The 15,192-nt window shown below is 66.8% G+C and carries 16 protein-coding genes and 1 tRNA gene; 4 read left to right on the forward strand and 13 right to left on the reverse strand.

Annotated elements, in window-relative coordinates; genetic code table 11:
• Nucleotides 1-6: 6 nt before the first annotated feature.
• Complete coding sequence (locus tag QN347_RS06450) at nt 7-687, forward strand: YggS family pyridoxal phosphate-dependent enzyme (RefSeq protein WP_322161452.1); 681 nt, start codon at nt 7-9, stop codon at nt 685-687.
• The gene (locus QN347_RS06455; protein WP_322161454.1) at nt 684-1,346 is read left to right on the forward strand and encodes an HAD family phosphatase; all 663 of its coding nucleotides are present in this window, start codon (nt 684-686) and stop codon (nt 1,344-1,346) included. The genes QN347_RS06450 and QN347_RS06455 overlap by 4 nt, the downstream gene beginning before the upstream one ends.
• Here the strand turns inward: QN347_RS06455 and ribA are convergent.
• From ribA to QN347_RS06475, 4 genes are all read right to left on the reverse strand, one after another.
• Nucleotides 1,343-2,419 (reverse strand): GTP cyclohydrolase II, encoded by a 1,077-nt coding sequence (gene ribA, locus QN347_RS06460; protein ID WP_322161455.1) that lies wholly within the window; start codon nt 2,417-2,419, stop codon nt 1,343-1,345. The two genes, QN347_RS06455 and ribA, sit on opposite strands and share 4 nt — an antisense overlap.
• A complete protein-coding gene (locus QN347_RS06465; RefSeq protein WP_189676566.1) occupies nt 2,416-3,210 on the reverse strand; it encodes an exodeoxyribonuclease III in 795 nt (264 codons plus the stop codon). Before QN347_RS06465 ends, ribA begins: the two co-directional genes overlap by 4 nt.
• A gap of 237 nt (nt 3,211-3,447) precedes the next feature.
• Nucleotides 3,448-4,059, reverse strand: a complete 612-nt coding sequence (locus QN347_RS06470; RefSeq protein WP_133191124.1) for a LolA family protein — start codon at nt 4,057-4,059, stop codon at nt 3,448-3,450.
• Between the two features lie 79 nt (nt 4,060-4,138).
• On the reverse strand, nt 4,139-6,451 hold the full coding sequence (locus QN347_RS06475; protein ID WP_322161456.1) for an FtsK/SpoIIIE family DNA translocase: 2,313 nt from the start codon (nt 6,449-6,451) through the stop codon (nt 4,139-4,141).
• A 114-nt stretch (nt 6,452-6,565) separates the two neighbouring features.
• Here QN347_RS06475 and QN347_RS06480 point away from each other — a divergent pair, with 114 nt between their 5' ends.
• Nucleotides 6,566-7,783, forward strand: a complete 1,218-nt coding sequence (locus tag QN347_RS06480; protein WP_322161457.1) for a UbiH/UbiF/VisC/COQ6 family ubiquinone biosynthesis hydroxylase — start codon at nt 6,566-6,568, stop codon at nt 7,781-7,783.
• Between the two features lie 337 nt (nt 7,784-8,120).
• On the opposite strand, the gene QN347_RS06485 is transcribed toward QN347_RS06480, so the two are convergent.
• Genes QN347_RS06485 through QN347_RS06495 form a run of 3 tightly spaced genes read right to left on the reverse strand, consistent with a single transcriptional unit; the run spans nt 8,121 to nt 9,837 of the window.
• Nucleotides 8,121-8,321 (reverse strand): hypothetical protein, encoded by a 201-nt coding sequence (locus tag QN347_RS06485; RefSeq protein ID WP_322161458.1) that lies wholly within the window; start codon nt 8,319-8,321, stop codon nt 8,121-8,123.
• Complete coding sequence (locus QN347_RS06490; protein ID WP_133191132.1) at nt 8,318-8,944, reverse strand: LON peptidase substrate-binding domain-containing protein; 627 nt, start codon at nt 8,942-8,944, stop codon at nt 8,318-8,320. Before QN347_RS06490 ends, QN347_RS06485 begins: the two co-directional genes overlap by 4 nt.
• A complete protein-coding gene (locus tag QN347_RS06495) occupies nt 8,941-9,837 on the reverse strand; it encodes a tetratricopeptide repeat protein (RefSeq protein WP_322161461.1) in 897 nt (298 codons plus the stop codon). The genes QN347_RS06490 and QN347_RS06495 overlap by 4 nt, the downstream gene beginning before the upstream one ends.
• 193 nt (nt 9,838-10,030) lie before the next feature.
• Between QN347_RS06495 and QN347_RS06500 the strand changes: the two genes are divergently transcribed.
• Nucleotides 10,031-10,105: transfer RNA gene (locus QN347_RS06500), tRNA-Gly, on the forward strand.
• A 477-nt stretch (nt 10,106-10,582) separates the two neighbouring features.
• Here the strand turns inward: QN347_RS06500 and QN347_RS06505 are convergent.
• The 6 genes from QN347_RS06505 to QN347_RS06530 are packed head-to-tail and all read right to left on the reverse strand — an operon-like array spanning nt 10,583 to nt 15,189.
• Nucleotides 10,583-11,956: a cytochrome P450 gene (locus QN347_RS06505; RefSeq protein ID WP_322161463.1), complete on the reverse strand. Its 1,374-nt coding sequence runs from the start codon at nt 11,954-11,956 to the stop codon at nt 10,583-10,585.
• A gap of 58 nt (nt 11,957-12,014) precedes the next feature.
• On the reverse strand, nt 12,015-12,488 hold the full coding sequence (locus tag QN347_RS06510) for a hypothetical protein (protein ID WP_323493994.1): 474 nt from the start codon (nt 12,486-12,488) through the stop codon (nt 12,015-12,017).
• Nucleotides 12,464-13,003 carry a GNAT family N-acetyltransferase gene (locus QN347_RS06515; protein ID WP_322161467.1) on the reverse strand — a complete coding sequence of 180 codons (540 nt, stop codon included), beginning with the start codon at nt 13,001-13,003 and terminating at the stop codon, nt 12,464-12,466. Before QN347_RS06515 ends, QN347_RS06510 begins: the two co-directional genes overlap by 25 nt.
• Nucleotides 13,004-13,011: 8 nt before the next feature.
• Nucleotides 13,012-13,431: a 6,7-dimethyl-8-ribityllumazine synthase gene (ribH, locus tag QN347_RS06520; RefSeq protein WP_189676559.1), complete on the reverse strand. Its 420-nt coding sequence runs from the start codon at nt 13,429-13,431 to the stop codon at nt 13,012-13,014.
• Nucleotides 13,431-14,579 carry a 3,4-dihydroxy-2-butanone-4-phosphate synthase gene (gene ribB, locus QN347_RS06525; RefSeq protein ID WP_416194477.1) on the reverse strand — a complete coding sequence of 383 codons (1,149 nt, stop codon included), beginning with the start codon at nt 14,577-14,579 and terminating at the stop codon, nt 13,431-13,433. The genes ribH and ribB overlap by 1 nt, the downstream gene beginning before the upstream one ends.
• Nucleotides 14,566-15,189, reverse strand: coding sequence for a riboflavin synthase (locus QN347_RS06530; RefSeq protein ID WP_322161469.1), 624 nt, complete (start codon nt 15,187-15,189; stop codon nt 14,566-14,568). Before QN347_RS06530 ends, ribB begins: the two co-directional genes overlap by 14 nt.
• Nucleotides 15,190-15,192: the final 3 nt, after the last annotated feature.

Consider the following 15,192-nt stretch of genomic DNA (forward strand, 5'->3'; position numbering starts at 1 on the left):
CCGCCAATGTCCACCGACGACCCCACCGCCGCCCCTGCCGCTGCGCTCGCCGCCGTCCAGGCCGCGATCGCCCATGCCGCCGCGCTTGCCGACCGCAAACCCGAGTCGGTCACGCTGATCGCCGTCTCAAAGACCAAGCCCGCCGAAGCGATCGAGCCCTTGCTCATCGCCGGCCAGCGCGCGTTCGGCGAGAATCGCGTGCAGGAAGCGCAGGCCAAATGGCCCGCGCTGCGTGATGCCTATCCGGGTGTCGCGCTCCATCTCGTCGGGCAGCTGCAATCGAACAAGGCGGAGGACGCCGTCGGCCTGTTCGATGTGATCCATTCGGTCGACCGCCCTTCGCTCGTCACCGCGCTTGGCCGCGCGATGGACAAGCGCGACCGCCGGCCCGACTGCTTCCTTCAGGTCGACATCGGCGACGAGCCGCAAAAGGGCGGTTGTCCGATCGCGGGCCTCCCCGCATTGCTCGCCGAAGCGCGCGCAGCGGCGCTGCCGATCCTCGGGCTGATGGCGGTCCCACCGCTCGAAACTGAGGCCGCCCCCTATTTCGCGCTACTCGCCAAGATCGCGCGCGACCAAGGTCTCGATGCGCTCAGCATGGGCATGTCGGGCGATTACGAAACCGCGGTGATGCTTGGCGCGACGCATGTCCGCGTCGGCACCGCTCTGTTTGGAAGCCGGGCATGACCTTCGATGCGATCATCTTCGATTTCGACGGCGTGCTGATCGAAAGCGAAGCGGTCGGCAACCGCCAGATCGCCGACTATCTCACGAGCATCGGCCATCCCACCACGGCGGCCGACTCGTTCGCCAATTTCATGGGCCTGTCGGGCGCGTCGTTCATCGGCGCAGTCGAGCGCTGGTTGGGGTGCACGCTTCCCGACGATTTCCACACCGCGCGCCGCGCCGAAGACGATCGCGTGATGCGCGAGGGGATCGACGCGGTCGAAGGGGCGGTGCAGTTCATTCTCGACTTGCCGCCCACGCAGCCCAAGGCGATTGCCTCGTCGAGCTCGACCGCATGGATCGCGCGGCATCTCGAGCATATCGGCCTGCGGGATGCATTCGGCGACCGCTTGTTCTCGGGCAAGGAACATGTCGTCAACGGCAAGCCCGCACCCGACATCTATCTCCACGCCGCAGCAGCACTCGGCGTAGACATCGCGGGCTGCGTGATCGTCGAGGATTCGCCCGTCGGGGCGACCGGCGCGGTCGCCTCGGGGGCGCATGTCATCGGCTTCGTCGGCGGTTCGCATTGCGGGCCCGACCATGCCGACAAGCTGCGCGCGATCGGGGTGCACGACGTGGCGGGCGACTTCGCGACGATCCGGCGCCTTATCGCCTAGAACTGATGCCCGGTGCGGTCGCGCTTCGTCGCGAGATAGCGCTCGTTGTGCGGGTTGGCCGGGAGGAAATGCGGCACGCGCTCGACCACGCGGATCCCTGCGCCCTCGAGCTGTGCGACCTTCTGCGGATTGTTGGTCAGCAGCCGTACCGAAGTCTGGCCGAGCAATGCGAGCATCCGCGCCGCCACCGCAAAGTTGCGCGAATCGACCGCGAAGCCGAGCCGCGTATTGGCGTCGACCGTGTCGAACCCCTGATCCTGCAGCGCATAGGCGCGCAGCTTGTTGATCAGCCCGATCCCGCGTCCTTCCTGGCGCAGGTAGAGCACGATCCCCCATCCGCTCGCGGCGATCGCGTCGATCGCAGCGTGGAGTTGCGGGCCGCAGTCGCATTTGAGGCTGCCGAGCATGTCGCCGGTCAAACACTCGCTGTGCAGCCGCACCAGCGGCGGGCGGCCGTCGGGCTTGCCGATCAGCAGCGCGATATGCTCACCGGGCATTTCGGGCGTCCGGAACGCGACGATCTCGGCATCTTCGGCGCCGACGACGGGGAGATGCGCGCGCGTCGCGATGGTGAGCCGCGCGGCGTCCTCATGCGCGTCGATATCGCCCGGTGTCAGCACCAGCGCGGCCGATTCGCCCGCGCGCGCAAAGAATGCCGGCAGCACGCCGCCGATCCGCGCGAGCCGCAACGCAGCGGCTCCTGCCTCGGTCTCGGCGAGGTGGATCGCGCGGAACGGTCCCTTCATCGGCGTGTCGAGATCGAACTGCGGATCGGCAAGCGCGGTCGCCATCGCAAAGTCGATCCACGGCACGCGCTCGACCAGCACCGGCGCATCGGGCGCTGCCGCCTCGAGCTGGTTGGCGAGCTTGAGCGTCGCCGAGCGGCCAGCCGAAAGCAAGAGCGGTGCGCTTGCGTCCGGATCGAACGCGGCAAGCCGCGGCGGATCGGCGGTCTCGATCGGCAGCAGCGCAAGCGTGCCATCGGCACCCGCGATCGCGACCGGCCAGCCGCGCCGCAACGCATCGATTGCGAGCGCGGTCTTGTGCGCGTCGCCAGGAATGGAAGCGCTCATATCGCGAACTCGGTCATGATCGGCACATGGTCAGAGGGTTTGAGCCAACTGCGGCATTCCTCATAGACATGGTGCCGCGTCGCCTTGGCGGCAACATCGGCGGTCGCCCACATATGGTCGAGCCGCCGGCCGCGATCGTTGACCGTCCAATCGACCGAGCGATAGCTCCACCACGTATGCAGCCGCGCCGGCGCCGGGAAGAAATGCCGCCCGAGATCAACCCAGCTGTTCGACGCCTTGAGCCGGTCGATCGCCGCGACCTCGATCGGCGTATGGCTGACGGTCTTGAGCAATTGCTTATGGCTCCACACGTCCGATTCGAGCGGCGCGATGTTGAGATCGCCGACGAGCACCGTCGGCACGGTCAGCCCCTGCGACCACTGCGTCATCCGCTCGAGAAAATCGAGCTTCTGGCCGAATTTGGGGTTCACCGCGCGATCGGGCACGTCGCCGCCGGCGGGCACATAGACATTCTCGATCCGCAGCCCCGATTCGAGCCGCACGCCGACATGGCGCGCTTCCTGATTGGCTTGCCAGTCGAAGCGGTCATCCTCGACGAGCGGGACCTTCGACACGATCGCGACGCCGTGGTGCATCTTCTGCCCGTGGAGCACGATGTGGGTGTAGCCCAGCGCGCGGAAGCTGTCGGTCGGGAAATCCTGATCGACCACCTTGGTTTCCTGCAGGCAGAGGATGTCGGGTGCCATCTCGCGCAGGAATTGTTCGACGATGTCGAGGCGGAAGCGGACCGAATTGATGTTCCACGATACGATCTTGAGCGGTGTCGTCATGCGAGCGCTGTAGCCATCGTGACCGTCCCACGCCACCCGCCGCTACCCGACGCCAATACCGGATATGGAAAGGCCCTCGCTCCGGGGGCATGGAGCGAGGGCCGACCTAGCGTTCGTCACGCAGGCGGGAAGCAAGGGTCCGGGCAACAGGGGGAAAAATCCCGGTAGCACCTCGCATCCGCAAAACCGCATTACCGCTGCAAACCTGTCGCCAATATGAACCGATCCTAGCGCAGGTCATTTTCTGCCCGACGCGGGCGTCGGATCGCGCCATTGGAACGCCGAGTTGCTGACGGGCGCGTTGAAGCGCTGGTTCGACAGCCGAATCGTCGTGCGGTTGTTCTGCGAATCGAGCGCGACCCAGCCCTGCAGCATCAGCCCGCCCGGCGCGGTCGCATTGCGCACGAACACCAGGCTGATCCGGCCATATTCGGGATGCTTGGGGTCGGCGGCATCGACCGCGACCGTCTCAGGATTGCCGGTCGGCACCACGCTCGCGATCCCGCGCATGTCGCGCGACGGATCGAGCAGGATGCCGAGCGGCGACCCGCCGATCGGCCAGCGCTGCTTCTGGCCGACCGAGTAATCGAGAAACCAGAGTGACTTGCCGTCGCCGACGATGAGGATCGGCACGCCCTTTTCATATTGGAAGCGGATCTTGCCGGGCTTCTTGAGCGTCAACACGCCAGTCAGCACCTTGCCGCCGCGATCGGTCTGCGTGAACGATGCAGTCATGCTCTCGACCGACTGGAGATGCTTTTGCACCAGCGACAAGTCGGCGACGGGCGCGGCCGAGACAAGCGCCGGCGCGGCGAGCGCGGCAAGAAGCGTTGGGTAACGAAGGGACACGAATATTCTCCTGACGCCGCCGCTTAAGCCCGAGGCGGCTTGAACCCGCTCTGAACCGAAGCCGGCGCGCCCGGTTCCCTTATACCGGGTTCCCGTCGCGGTCGCGCAACACTTCGCGGCGCCCGACATGGTCGGGGCGACCGACGATGCCGTCCTTCTCCATCCGCTCGATCAGCCGCGCCGCGCTGTTGTAGCCGATACGCAGCTGGCGCTGCAGCCATGAGGTCGACGCCTTCTGGCTTTCGACGACGAGCTGGATCGCGGTGCGATATTGCTGGTCCTCGGCGGTATCCTCGCCGGTCGGCGCGCCGTCCATCGCGAAGCCGTCCTCGGGCTCCTCGGTGATCGCCTGGTTGTAATCGGGCTGCCCCTGTGCGCGCCAGTGATCGGTGACGGCGCGAACTTCGTCGTCCGACACGAACGGACCGTGGACGCGGACGATGCCCTTGCCGCCGGGCATGTAGAGCATGTCGCCCTTGCCGAGCAGCTGCTCGGCGCCCTGCTCGCCCAGAATCGTGCGCGAATCGATCTTCGAGGTGACATGGAAGCTGATTCGCGTCGGCAGGTTGGCCTTGATCACGCCGGTGATGACGTCGACCGACGGTCGCTGCGTCGCCATGATCAGATGGATGCCCGCCGCGCGCGCCTTCTGCGCGAGCCGCTGGATCAGGAATTCGACTTCCTTGCCCGCGGTCATCATCAGATCGGCAAGCTCGTCGATGATCACGACGATCTGCGGCAGCACCTGATAGTCGAGCGTCTCTTCCTCATAGATCGGTGCGCCGGTGCCGGGCTCGTATCCCGTCTGCACCTTGCGGCCGAGCGGCTGGCCCTTGGCCTTGGCCGCGCGCACCTTGTCGTTGAAGCTCGCGAGGCTGCGCACGCCGAGCGAGGACATCTGGCGATAGCGGTCCTCCATCTGCTCGACGGTCCATTTCAGCGCGCGCACCGCCTTCGATGGATCGGTCACGACCGGCGCGTAGAGATGCGGGATGTCCTCGTACATGCTCAGTTCGAGCATCTTGGGATCGATCATGATCATCCGGCACTCTTCGGGCTTGAGCCGGTAGAGCAGCGACAGGATCATGCAGTTGAGCCCGACCGACTTGCCCGAGCCGGTGGTGCCCGCGACGAGCAGATGCGGCATCGGCGCGAGATCGGCGATGACGGGGTCGCCCGCGATATTCTTGCCGAGCACCAGCGACAGCGAGCCCGGCTGGTCGTCGAGCGAATCGATCAGCTCGCGCAGGCCCACCGTCTCGCGCTTGGCGTTGGGCAGCTCGATGCCGATCACGGTGCGCCCCGGAATCGTCGCGACTCGTGCCGACACCGCCGACATGTTACGCGCGATATCGTCGGCGAGCTGGATCACGCGGCTCGCCTTGATGCCGGGCGCGGGCTCGAGCTCGTACATCGTCACGACCGGGCCCGGCCGCACGTTGATGATCGATCCCTTGACGTGGAAGTCGCTCAGCACCGTCTCGAGCAGCCGCGCATTGCGATCGAGCGCGACCTTGTCGACCGGGCCACCGATCGCGGGCGGCGACGGGTTGAGCAGGTCGAGCGAGGGCAAGGTCGACTTGTCGCCGAAATCCATCGAGGTCTGCTTAGCGCGTGGCTTGGCCAGCGTCACCGGCGTCATCGCGCGGTCGGCGATCACCGGGCCGGGGCGGACATCGGGGCTCGCAAGCGCACGCGGCATCGACAGCTTGCGCGGGGTCGGCTCGGGCGCGAAGACATCGTCGTCCGTCTCGTCGCCACGGTCGCGCCGCTGATCGGTCAGCCGCTTGGGTTCACGCGCGATCCGCGGCACACGCTCGCTGACGTCGATCGTGAAGCTGTACGCCCAGAGCGCGAGCCCGGCGAACCCGAGCACCACCGCGATCCCGCGCGTCGTCCACAACACCGCATTGGGATTGGGCAGCAGGCCGATCAACGCGCGCAGCACGTCGGCCAGGCCGAGCCCGACCGCGCCGCCATAACCCGCCGGCAGCACTTGCACCGCCGCCGCCCAGATCAGCGCGAACGCCGTCCCGATCAACGCGACACCGCCGAGCGATGCGCCAAACATCAACCGCCAACGCCCTACCGGGACGCCGCGCCACAGCCGCAGCGCGACCAGCACCGCCGTCGGCAACACTAGCAGGAAGCCGGGTCCCAGCAGCCAGAATGCGCCATCGGCGACCAGCGCGCCCGGCTTGCCGAGCCAGTTGCGCGCGGCGGCGCCAGACGCCGTGTTGAGCGACGGGTCGCTCGCATGATAGCTCGCGACCGCGACGACGAGCAAAACGACCAGCACGACGAGCGTGATCGCGGCAAGCAATGCGCCGCTGCGCACGGCGCCGGCCTTGACGGTCTCACGCCATAAGGGTGGCTGCGCGCGGCTCGCCATGATCTCTTGTCCCGATGTTCGCTGTCTGTGCTGCGGATTCATCGCGCGCGGCGGCTCCGCCGTCAAGACTTTGCGGGCTGGCGAGCGCCCGGCCGAGGCGCTACAGCAGCGCGTATGGATACAGCAGACGTCATCATCCTCGGCGGCGGACTCGTCGGCAGCGCGCTCGCCGTGGCGCTCGACACGCATGGACTCACCGCAATCGTCATCGACATTGCCGATCCCGCGGTGATTCTCGCCGCGGGTTTCGACGGGCGCGCCTCGGCGATCGCCGGTGCGCCGTGGCGGATGCTGCAAGCGATTGGCGTTGCCGACCGGCTCGCGCCCTTCGCCTGCCCGATCCAGGGGATTCGCGTCAGCGACGGGTTGGAACCCGGCGCGCTCGATTTCGAGCCCGAGCCGGGCGACGGCGCGCTCGGGCATATGGTCGAGAACCGCAAGCTGCGTGCGGCGCTGTTCGAGGCGGCATCGGCTGCCCCCAATGTCGACGTGCGGATGCAGACGCGCGCGGTCTCGATCGATCGCGGCGCCGCGGGCGTCAGCGTCACGCTCGATTCGGGAGCCGTCATCAAGGCCCCGCTGCTGATCGCCGCCGAGGGCCGCACTTCGCCGACGCGTGAAGCCGCAGGCCTGCGCGTCGCGCGCTGGACCTACGACAATGCCGCGATCGTCACCTCGCTGCACCACGAACGCAGCCACGAGAATATCGCGTTCGAGATCTTCTACCCCGACGGCCCGTTCGCGATCCTGCCGCTCAACGACGACGAGCAGGGGCATCGGTCGTGCATCGTCTGGTCGGTGACGCATGACCAGGCGCCGGGGATGATGAAGCTGTCCGATCGCGGCTGGCTCGCCGAGGCCGACAAGCGAATCGGCGGGTTTCTCGGCAAGCTCGGGCCGCTTGGCCATCGGATGAGCTATCCGCTCGGATTCCATCATGCCGCGAAGATCGTGTCCGACCGGCTCGCATTGGTCGGGGACGCCGCGCACGGGATCCATCCAATCGCGGGCCAGGGCGTCAATGTCGGCTTCCGCGACGTCGCGACGCTGGTCGAAGTGCTGGTCGAGGGCAAGCGCTCGGGGCTCGATCTCGGCGATCCGCAATTGCTCGCGCGCTATGATCGCTGGCGCAGCCTCGATACCTTGATGGTGTCGGTCGCGACCGATGGCCTGACGCGACTGTTCGGCATTCCCGGCAAGACCGCCAATGCGGTGCGGCGGATGGGTCTATCGGCGGTGCAGCGCGTACCGCCGCTCAAGCGCCGCTTCATCGCCGAGGCGCGCGGCGAGAGCGGAGATGTGCCGAAGTTGCTGCAGGGGATTACGGTCTAGCCTCTTCTGCGGCAACGCTCGCGGCAGCGTCGATTGGGTTCGCGCAGAGGCGCGGAGGACGCGGAGGATCGCGTTGCTAGGGTGCGCTCTATTAGAGTGCGCTTCCCCGGCGGAGGCCGGGGCCCAGGAGCCGCACGCTTCTTGGTCGCACGCTGCGCTCGATCAGTTCGGCCATTCCGACTGGGCCCCGGCCGTCGCCGGGGAAGCGGTTTGGGGGAAAAGCGGGAAAGCAATTAGGGGAAGGTGTGGCCCCTACAACCCAAAGCGCATCATCATCTCTGCGTCCTCCGCGCCTCTGCGCGAACCATTCCACCAACGCCGACACGATCTCGCTAGATCAGTCGCGCCCACTCCGCACACTCGTCGGAGGCGCGCTCGCCGTCGCCGCGATCCGATCGCTCTCGCTACCGATTCGCCGCTGCGTATCGATCTGCACGATCGCCGCGCCTTTCTTGGGGTCGAACAGCGTCGCGAAGAACATGCCCAACATCATCGCAGCCCCACCGGCGCGACCCTTGCGCTTCGCGGCGTCCTTCATTGCAGCGTCACCGAATCCTCGCCGTCGTGCCGCCCGAAGAACTGCATCAGCTGGATGATCAGCTCGGCGCGATCCTCGATCCGCCCCGCCTCGAGCAGCGCCTGCTTCGCCGCCACGTCGAACGGCGCGATCTGCGCGATGCCGTTGACCAAAGCCTCGTCGTCGAGCCGCGTCACCGCATCCCAATCGACCGCATAGCCCTGCGCATCGGCGAAGGCGCGCGATTCGCTCTCGAGCGCCGAGCGGCGCGACAGCGAGAGGATCTCGGGCTCGCTCGGCCCCGGGATCAGCTCGGCCTCGACCTGGCGGAACGCCGTCGTCACGTCGAGTTCGCGCACGATGCGGAACAGCGACAGTCCCTCGAGGATGAGATTGTAGCGCCCGTCCTCGCTCGCCTCGAACTCGGCGATCTTGCCGACGCAGCCGATCTCGAACAGCGGTGGCTTGTCGGGCCGCGCCGGCACGTTGGGGCGCGGCTGGACCATGCCGATCCGCCGGTCACGTGCCATCGCGTCCGAGATCATCGCGCGATAGCGCGGCTCGAAGATGTGCAGCGGGAGATGCATGCCCGGAAACAGCAACGCGCCCGGCAGCGGGAAGATCGAGAGCCGCGTGATCGTCATCCGAACAGGATCGCCGAGAGCTTGCGCCGCTGCGCCGAGACCCACGGATCCTCGAGCCCAACGACCTCGAAGATCTTGAGCAATTGCGTCCGCGCGGCGCCCTCGTTCCATGTCCGGTCGGCGGCGATCATCGCGAGCAGCGTGTCGGCCGCCGCATCGCGGTCGCCCGCCGCCATCTGGCCGCCAGCGAGCTCGAAGCGCTTGTCGAAATTTTCGGGGTTGGCGGCAACTTCGGCGGCGAGGCCCGCAAGATCATCGACCGGCTGCACTTCGCGCGCCAGCGCCAGCGCAGTACGCGCACGCTCGATCTCGGGAAGCTTGGCGATCTCCTCGGGAAGCGCCGCGATCGCCGCCTCGGCCTCGTCGGTCTGCCCCGCGGCGACGAGCGCGCGGACCATGCCCGACAGCACCGCGGGATGCTCGGGCGCCATCTCGCTCAATTGCGCAAACACGCTCACCGCGCGCTCGGCATCGCCTTCGACGAGCACTTGCTCGCCCATCGCGATCAGCGGCTCGAGTTCGGCCTCGAGGCTCGCCGCCTCGCTTTCGAGCGGCAATTGCTTGAGCAGCTGGTCGAGCATCGTCCGCAACTGCGTCTCGGTGCGCGCGGGCGTCAGATCGGCGACCAGCTGCCCCTGGAACATCGCATAAACCGTCGGGATCGACTTGATCTGGAACTGCGCGGCGATGAACTGATTCTTGTCGGTGTCGATCTTGGCGAGCAGCACGCCCTTGTCGGCATAGGCCGCGGCGACCTTCTCGAGCAGCGGCGTCAGAGCCTTGCACGGCCCGCACCACTCCGCCCAGAAATCGATCACGACGAGCTTGGTCATCGACGGCTCGACGACATCGCGGCGGAAGCTCTCCACCGCGTCGCGTTCTGCAGCGCTCATTCCCAGGGTGGCCAAGTGTCGCTCCAATCTTGTGTGCTGTGCGCCTTATGTGGGCGCTCAGCGTACGAAGCCAACCCTTTTATCAAACGATCTGCACGCAATCGCGATAAGGGGTTGCCGAGTATGAAAGTCGCTGTTAGAGCCCGCCACCTTACCCGCCCAGTCAACGACTGATTGGGCCGTAAACGCCAGAGCGGGCGTAGCTCAGGGGTAGAGCACAACCTTGCCAAGGTTGGGGTCGAGGGTTCGAATCCCTTCGCCCGCTCCAGTTTTCCTTTGGGGAAAACATGATCACAGGCCTTCGGGCCTGTTTTCGTTTCAGCCTAGATTTTAGATGAACGGGTGGTTTTCGTCCGGCGCGTCAGTAGACGATGTGCGTCGCTGTCTGATGCGCTTACGGCCGGGCTTGGCATCGGTTTGGAGTCACGCGGGACGACACAGGGCCGGGCGCGCGCTGGTCGCGGCGAATCAGCTCGCGGCGAATCAGCAGTTAGTGCGAGACGCTCAGTCGGGATGGGCCTCCCACCACGCCGTGCCGCCCCCAGGCGACCCCGTCGCCTCGTTCTGGGGCAATCGTCGGAGATTGCGGTCTGCCGCGTCTGATCGTGCCGTTCCGGCCAATCACGGGCATACCACGACGATACGGTGATCGGGACACTGTCGCGTCGCGCCCGTGCAGCCGATCGCGATCGAGGTCGAACGCCCCCCGGCTCGACGGACCTAGCGGGCGCTCAATCGCCCCACCTCACCCCAACGGCACAAACCGCAACGGCAACCCATCCTTGGGTCGCGGGATCGGCCAGGCCTGCCACACATCACCCGCCCCGGCATCGAGCTCGATGCGATAGCGGCTGAGGAGATGCGCGATGAGGATGCGGATCTGCATCGTCGCGAAATGCAGCCCGAGACACATATGTGCGCCGCCGCCAAACGGGACCCACGCATATTTGTGCCGCGCGCGCACCGCCTTCGGCGTAAAACGCAGCGGATCGAAGCGCAGCGGATCGGGCCAGAGTTCGGGCATGGTGTGCGTATAAGCGACGCTCACGCTCACCGTCGTCCCCGCCGGAATGTGAAAGCCGCCGAAATCGAACGGTTTCACCGCGCGGCGCGGCAACGAGGGCACCGGCGGGATCAGCCGCAGCGATTCCTTGAACGCCATGTCGGTCAGCACCAGCCGATCGAGCTGGCCATAGGGCAGCCCGCCCGCATCGTTGCGCCCCAACTCGGCGATCTCGGCGCGCAGCTTCTCCTGCCATTCGGGGTTGCGCCCGAGCAGCATGACGAGGCTCGTCGCCGACGAGGTGATCGTGTCGTGCGCCGCCATCATCAGGAAGTTCATGTGGTCGGCGATCGCATCGGCGGCGAGCGGCTGGCCATCATCGTCGGTCGCGCGGCAGAATTGCGAGAAGAAGTCCTGCCCCGCGCCTGCCCGCCGCGCCGGGATCTCGCGTTCGAACAGATCGATCAGATAGGCCCGCGCGCGCACGCCCTTGCGCATCTGCGAGCCCGGCAGCGGCACGCGGATCGGGGTGATCGAGGCCTGCACCTCATCGACGAACGCCTGGTTGATCCGCGTCGCCTCGGGCCCGAGCGGCATGCCGAGAAAGCTCTCGGCGGCGAGATCGAGCGTCAACTCCTTGATCGCATCGTAGAAGCGCATCGGCTGGTTGCCCCAGTCCGCCACGGTGCGCGCGATGCCGATGTCGAGCGTCTCGGCATAATGCCGCATCGGCTCGGGCTTGAACGCGACCGACATCACGCGGCGGTCGGCGCGGTGCTTGTCGAAATCCATCAACATCAACCCGCGCGGGAAGAGCAGGTTGAGCAACGGCCCCCAGCCCTGCTCCGACGAGAAGACGCGGTCGCGGTCGAACAGGACGAGTTCGTTGGCCTCGGGACCGATCAGGCTGACGGTCGGCCCGCCAAACGCATTGTTGCGGAACACCGGGCCATAACTGTCGATCATGTGGCGCCCGAAGCGCACCGGATCCTTGAGCATTCGGAAGGTGTTGCCGACAAAGGGCAGCCCGTCCTCGCCGGGAATGGCGCGAATGGCGGTGCTCTTCTGCCGCGGCAGCCAATGCGGATTGGCTTTGAAGGTATGGGCGTAGGGCATCGTCGCGCTCCTGCTTACTGACATCGGTATAAGTAAGGAGTCGAGCGCTGGGAAGAGCTTAGCGCCACGTCTCCTCGCCGAGCGAGTCGAGCCAGCGGGTGACCAGGCTGGTGCGGCTGCTCGAGATCGCGCCCGCCAGCACGACCACGACCACGACGATCGGCAGCAGCCATTCGAGATCGATCAGCGCCACCAGCAGCAGGACGAGCATCACGCCGATGCTCAGCAGACCTAGCGCGGCGATGCGGCGCTCGCCTGTGGACGACAGCGCGATGACGCACGGCCCCTTGCGGTCCCAATTCGGCGAGGTTGTCAGCAACCGTCGGCCCTGCGCATCGCGGACCCGGAACAGCGCGGCGACGAGCGGCGCGCCGAGCGCGTCACCCGGCGCGATCAAGTCCGCGCGACGCTGCGGCGGCGCGTCCGGCGCTTGCGTGGCCCAAGTGTCGATCGTGAGGAGCCGCCCGTCGCGCTCGACGATCTTGTAGCGCGGGGGCGGCGGCTTGCTCATCTGCCGCGGTGCGCGCGCCATTCGGCCGCGCTCTGGCCCCACGCATCGACGCGGTAGCCATCGAGCGGGGCTGGCAAGCGTGTCGGCCCACGGTTGGCCGAGCCGAGCCGCTCGGCGAGCCGGATCGAGCGGATATTATCGGGCGCGATCGTGTGGATCACGTCGCCCCAGCCAAGACTGTCGAACGCAAAGTCGATCGCCGCGACTGCGGCTTCATGCGCATAGCCCTTGCCCGCAAAACCGCTGGCGACGCCCCAGCCGACTTCGGTGCCGGGCCAGCCCTCGGGCTGCCACGGGCCGATCCGCCCGACCCAGGCGCCCGACTCGCGTTCGATCACCGAGAACATCGAGAAGCCGCGCGTCATCCACGCACCGGCGCGCACCGAAAAGTCGCGCCACGCGACCGCGCGTGGCATCGCGCCGCCGGGATGCGCCATCGTCTCGCCATCGGCGGCGAAGGCGGCATAGGCCTCGAAATCCGCGGGCTCGGGGAGCCGCAGGATCAGCCGGTCGGTGAACAGGATCGGCCCGCTCACCACCCGGGTCAGCCGAAGCGCGCTTTCAGCGCCATCATTGCGAGTGCTGCCTTGGCCGCCTCGCCGCCCTTGTCCTTTTCGGACTTGCGCGCGCGCGTGAGCGCCTGCGCTTCGTCCTCGGTGGTGAGGATGCCGTTGCCGATCGCGAGGCCGTCCATCGACAGCGCCATGAGCCCGCGTGCGCTCTCGCCCGCGACGATCTCGAAATGATAGGTCTCGCCGCGGATCACGACGCCCAGAGCGACGAAGCCGTCATACAGCCCGCTCTCGGCCGCGAGCGCGACCGCGCCGGGGATTTCGAGTGCGCCGGGGACGGTGATCGTCTCATGCTTGTGCCCCGCCGCCTCGATCGCGGCGCGGGCGCCTTCGAGCAGCAGGTCGTTGAGATGGTCGTAGAAGCGCGCTTCGACGATAAGCAATTTGGCCATTATTCGCCCCCAGTACCCGGAATGGCGCGCTCGGCGACGATCGACAGGCCATAGCCTTCGAGGCCGACCAGCGCGTGATGCGTATTGGTGAGCAGCACCATTTCCTCGACGCCAAGCTCGGCGAGGATCTGCGCGCCGACGCCGTAATCGCGCAATTCCTCGACCTCGGGCGCGCCCGCGCCCTTGCCCTCGCCGCGCAGCTTGATGAAGCGCGTGATGCCATCGGCCATCTGGCGGTTGATCACGACGATCACACCGGTGCCTTCCTCGGCGATCAGCTGCATCGAGCCAGAGAGCAGGCCCGAACGCTCATTTTCCTCGCCGAACACGTCGACGAAGGTCGACAGCGTGTGCATCCGCACCAGCGTCGGCTTGGTCGGGTCGATCTTGCCCTTGACCAGTGCGATCGTCTCGTCGCCGGTCGCCTTGTTGTGGAAGGTCATCGCCTTCCACGTCCCGCCCCATTTCGATTCGAACGGCATTTCGGCGCGCTTCTCGACGAGATGGTCGTGGCGGCGGCGATACGCGATCAAGTCGCGGATCGTGCCGATCTTGAGATTGTGGAGCTGCGCGAACGAGACGAGATCGTCGAGCCGGCTCATCGTGCCGTCCTCGTTCATGATCTCGCAGATCACGCCCGACGGATTGAGCCCGGCAAGCCGCGAGACGTCGACTGCGGCCTCGGTATGCCCGGCGCGGACGAGCACGCCGCCGTCGCGCGCGACGAGCGGGAAGACGTGGCCCGGCGTGACGATCTCTTCCTTGCCCTTCGACGAATCGATCGCGACCGCGATGGTGCGCGCGCGGTCGGCGGCGGAAATGCCGGTGGTGACGCCGTCGCGCGCCTCTATCGAGGTGGTGAAGGCGGTTTCATGCCGCGTGCCGTTGTGGCGGCTCATCAGGCCCAGGCCGAGCTCGTCGACGCGCTTCTTGGTCATCGCAAGGCAGATCAGCCCGCGACCGTGCTTGGCCATGAAGTTGATCTTCTCAGGGGTCGCCATCTGTGCGGGGATGACGAGATCGCCCTCGTTCTCACGATCCTCGTCGTCGACCAGGATGAACATCCGGCCGTTCTTGGCCTCGTCGATCAATTCCTCGGGCGAGGACAGGAACCCATGGCGCAAGCGCGCAACTTCAGGCTTTTGCACGATAATGCTCCATGCGTTGCAGATAGCGGGCGAGAACGTCGATCTCGATATTGACGTGTGCGCCGGAATGAAGATCGCCCAGCGTGGTCATCGCCTGGGTGTGGGGAATGATGTTGATCGCGAAATGCGTCGTTCCGTCGGCCTGGTCGGCGACGCTGTTGACGGTCAGCGATACGCCATCGACGGTGATCGAGCCCTTGGGCGCGACGAACGGCGCGAGCGCGGCCGGGACCGCGATGACGACCTTCCACGAATCGCCGTCGCTGCTCGTCTCGACGATCGACGCGATGCCGTCGACATGGCCGGTGACGATATGCCCGCCCAGTTCCTCACCGAGCTTCAGCGCGCGTTCGAGGTTGAGCCGGCGACCGGCGGTCCATTGCGCGGCAGGGGTGCGCGACACGGTTTCGCCCGAGACATCAGCGGCGAACCAGCCCGACGCGCCGGGCGCGGACTTGTCGACGACGGTCAGGCACACGCCCGAACAGGCGATCGAGGCGCCGAGATCGACATCCCCCATATCATAGCCGGTCGCGACGAAGATGCGCAGGTCACCGCGCTCCTCGATCCGATCGATCGTGCCGATGTCGGTAATGATCCCGGTGAACATGGC

The organism is Sphingomonas sp. 10B4 (genome assembly GCF_035019905.1).
In the GTDB taxonomy this organism is placed as follows: Bacteria; Pseudomonadota; Alphaproteobacteria; order Sphingomonadales; family Sphingomonadaceae; genus Sphingomonas; species Sphingomonas glacialis.

What these genes read in the sequence shown, in the direction of transcription:
- QN347_RS06450 (WP_322161452.1), top strand. Translation starts at nt 7, where the DNA reads ATGTCCACCGACGACCCCACCGCCGCCCCTGCCGCTGCGCTCGCCGCC.
- QN347_RS06455 (WP_322161454.1), top strand. Translation starts at nt 684, where the DNA reads ATGACCTTCGATGCGATCATCTTCGATTTCGACGGCGTGCTGATCGAA.
- ribA (WP_322161455.1), bottom strand. Translation starts at nt 2,419, where the DNA reads ATGAGCGCTTCCATTCCTGGCGACGCGCACAAGACCGCGCTCGCAATC.
- QN347_RS06465 (WP_189676566.1), bottom strand. Translation starts at nt 3,210, where the DNA reads ATGACGACACCGCTCAAGATCGTATCGTGGAACATCAATTCGGTCCGC.
- QN347_RS06475 (WP_322161456.1), bottom strand. Translation starts at nt 6,451, where the DNA reads ATGGCGAGCCGCGCGCAGCCACCCTTATGGCGTGAGACCGTCAAGGCC.
- QN347_RS06480 (WP_322161457.1), top strand. Translation starts at nt 6,566, where the DNA reads ATGGATACAGCAGACGTCATCATCCTCGGCGGCGGACTCGTCGGCAGC.
- QN347_RS06485 (WP_322161458.1), bottom strand. Translation starts at nt 8,321, where the DNA reads ATGAAGGACGCCGCGAAGCGCAAGGGTCGCGCCGGTGGGGCTGCGATG.
- QN347_RS06490 (WP_133191132.1), bottom strand. Translation starts at nt 8,944, where the DNA reads ATGACGATCACGCGGCTCTCGATCTTCCCGCTGCCGGGCGCGTTGCTG.
- QN347_RS06495 (WP_322161461.1), bottom strand. Translation starts at nt 9,837, where the DNA reads ATGAGCGCTGCAGAACGCGACGCGGTGGAGAGCTTCCGCCGCGATGTC.
- QN347_RS06505 (WP_322161463.1), bottom strand. Translation starts at nt 11,956, where the DNA reads ATGCCCTACGCCCATACCTTCAAAGCCAATCCGCATTGGCTGCCGCGG.
- QN347_RS06510 (WP_323493994.1), bottom strand. Translation starts at nt 12,488, where the DNA reads ATGGCGCGCGCACCGCGGCAGATGAGCAAGCCGCCGCCCCCGCGCTAC.
- ribH (WP_189676559.1), bottom strand. Translation starts at nt 13,431, where the DNA reads ATGGCCAAATTGCTTATCGTCGAAGCGCGCTTCTACGACCATCTCAAC.
- QN347_RS06530 (WP_322161469.1), bottom strand. Translation starts at nt 15,189, where the DNA reads ATGTTCACCGGGATCATTACCGACATCGGCACGATCGATCGGATCGAG.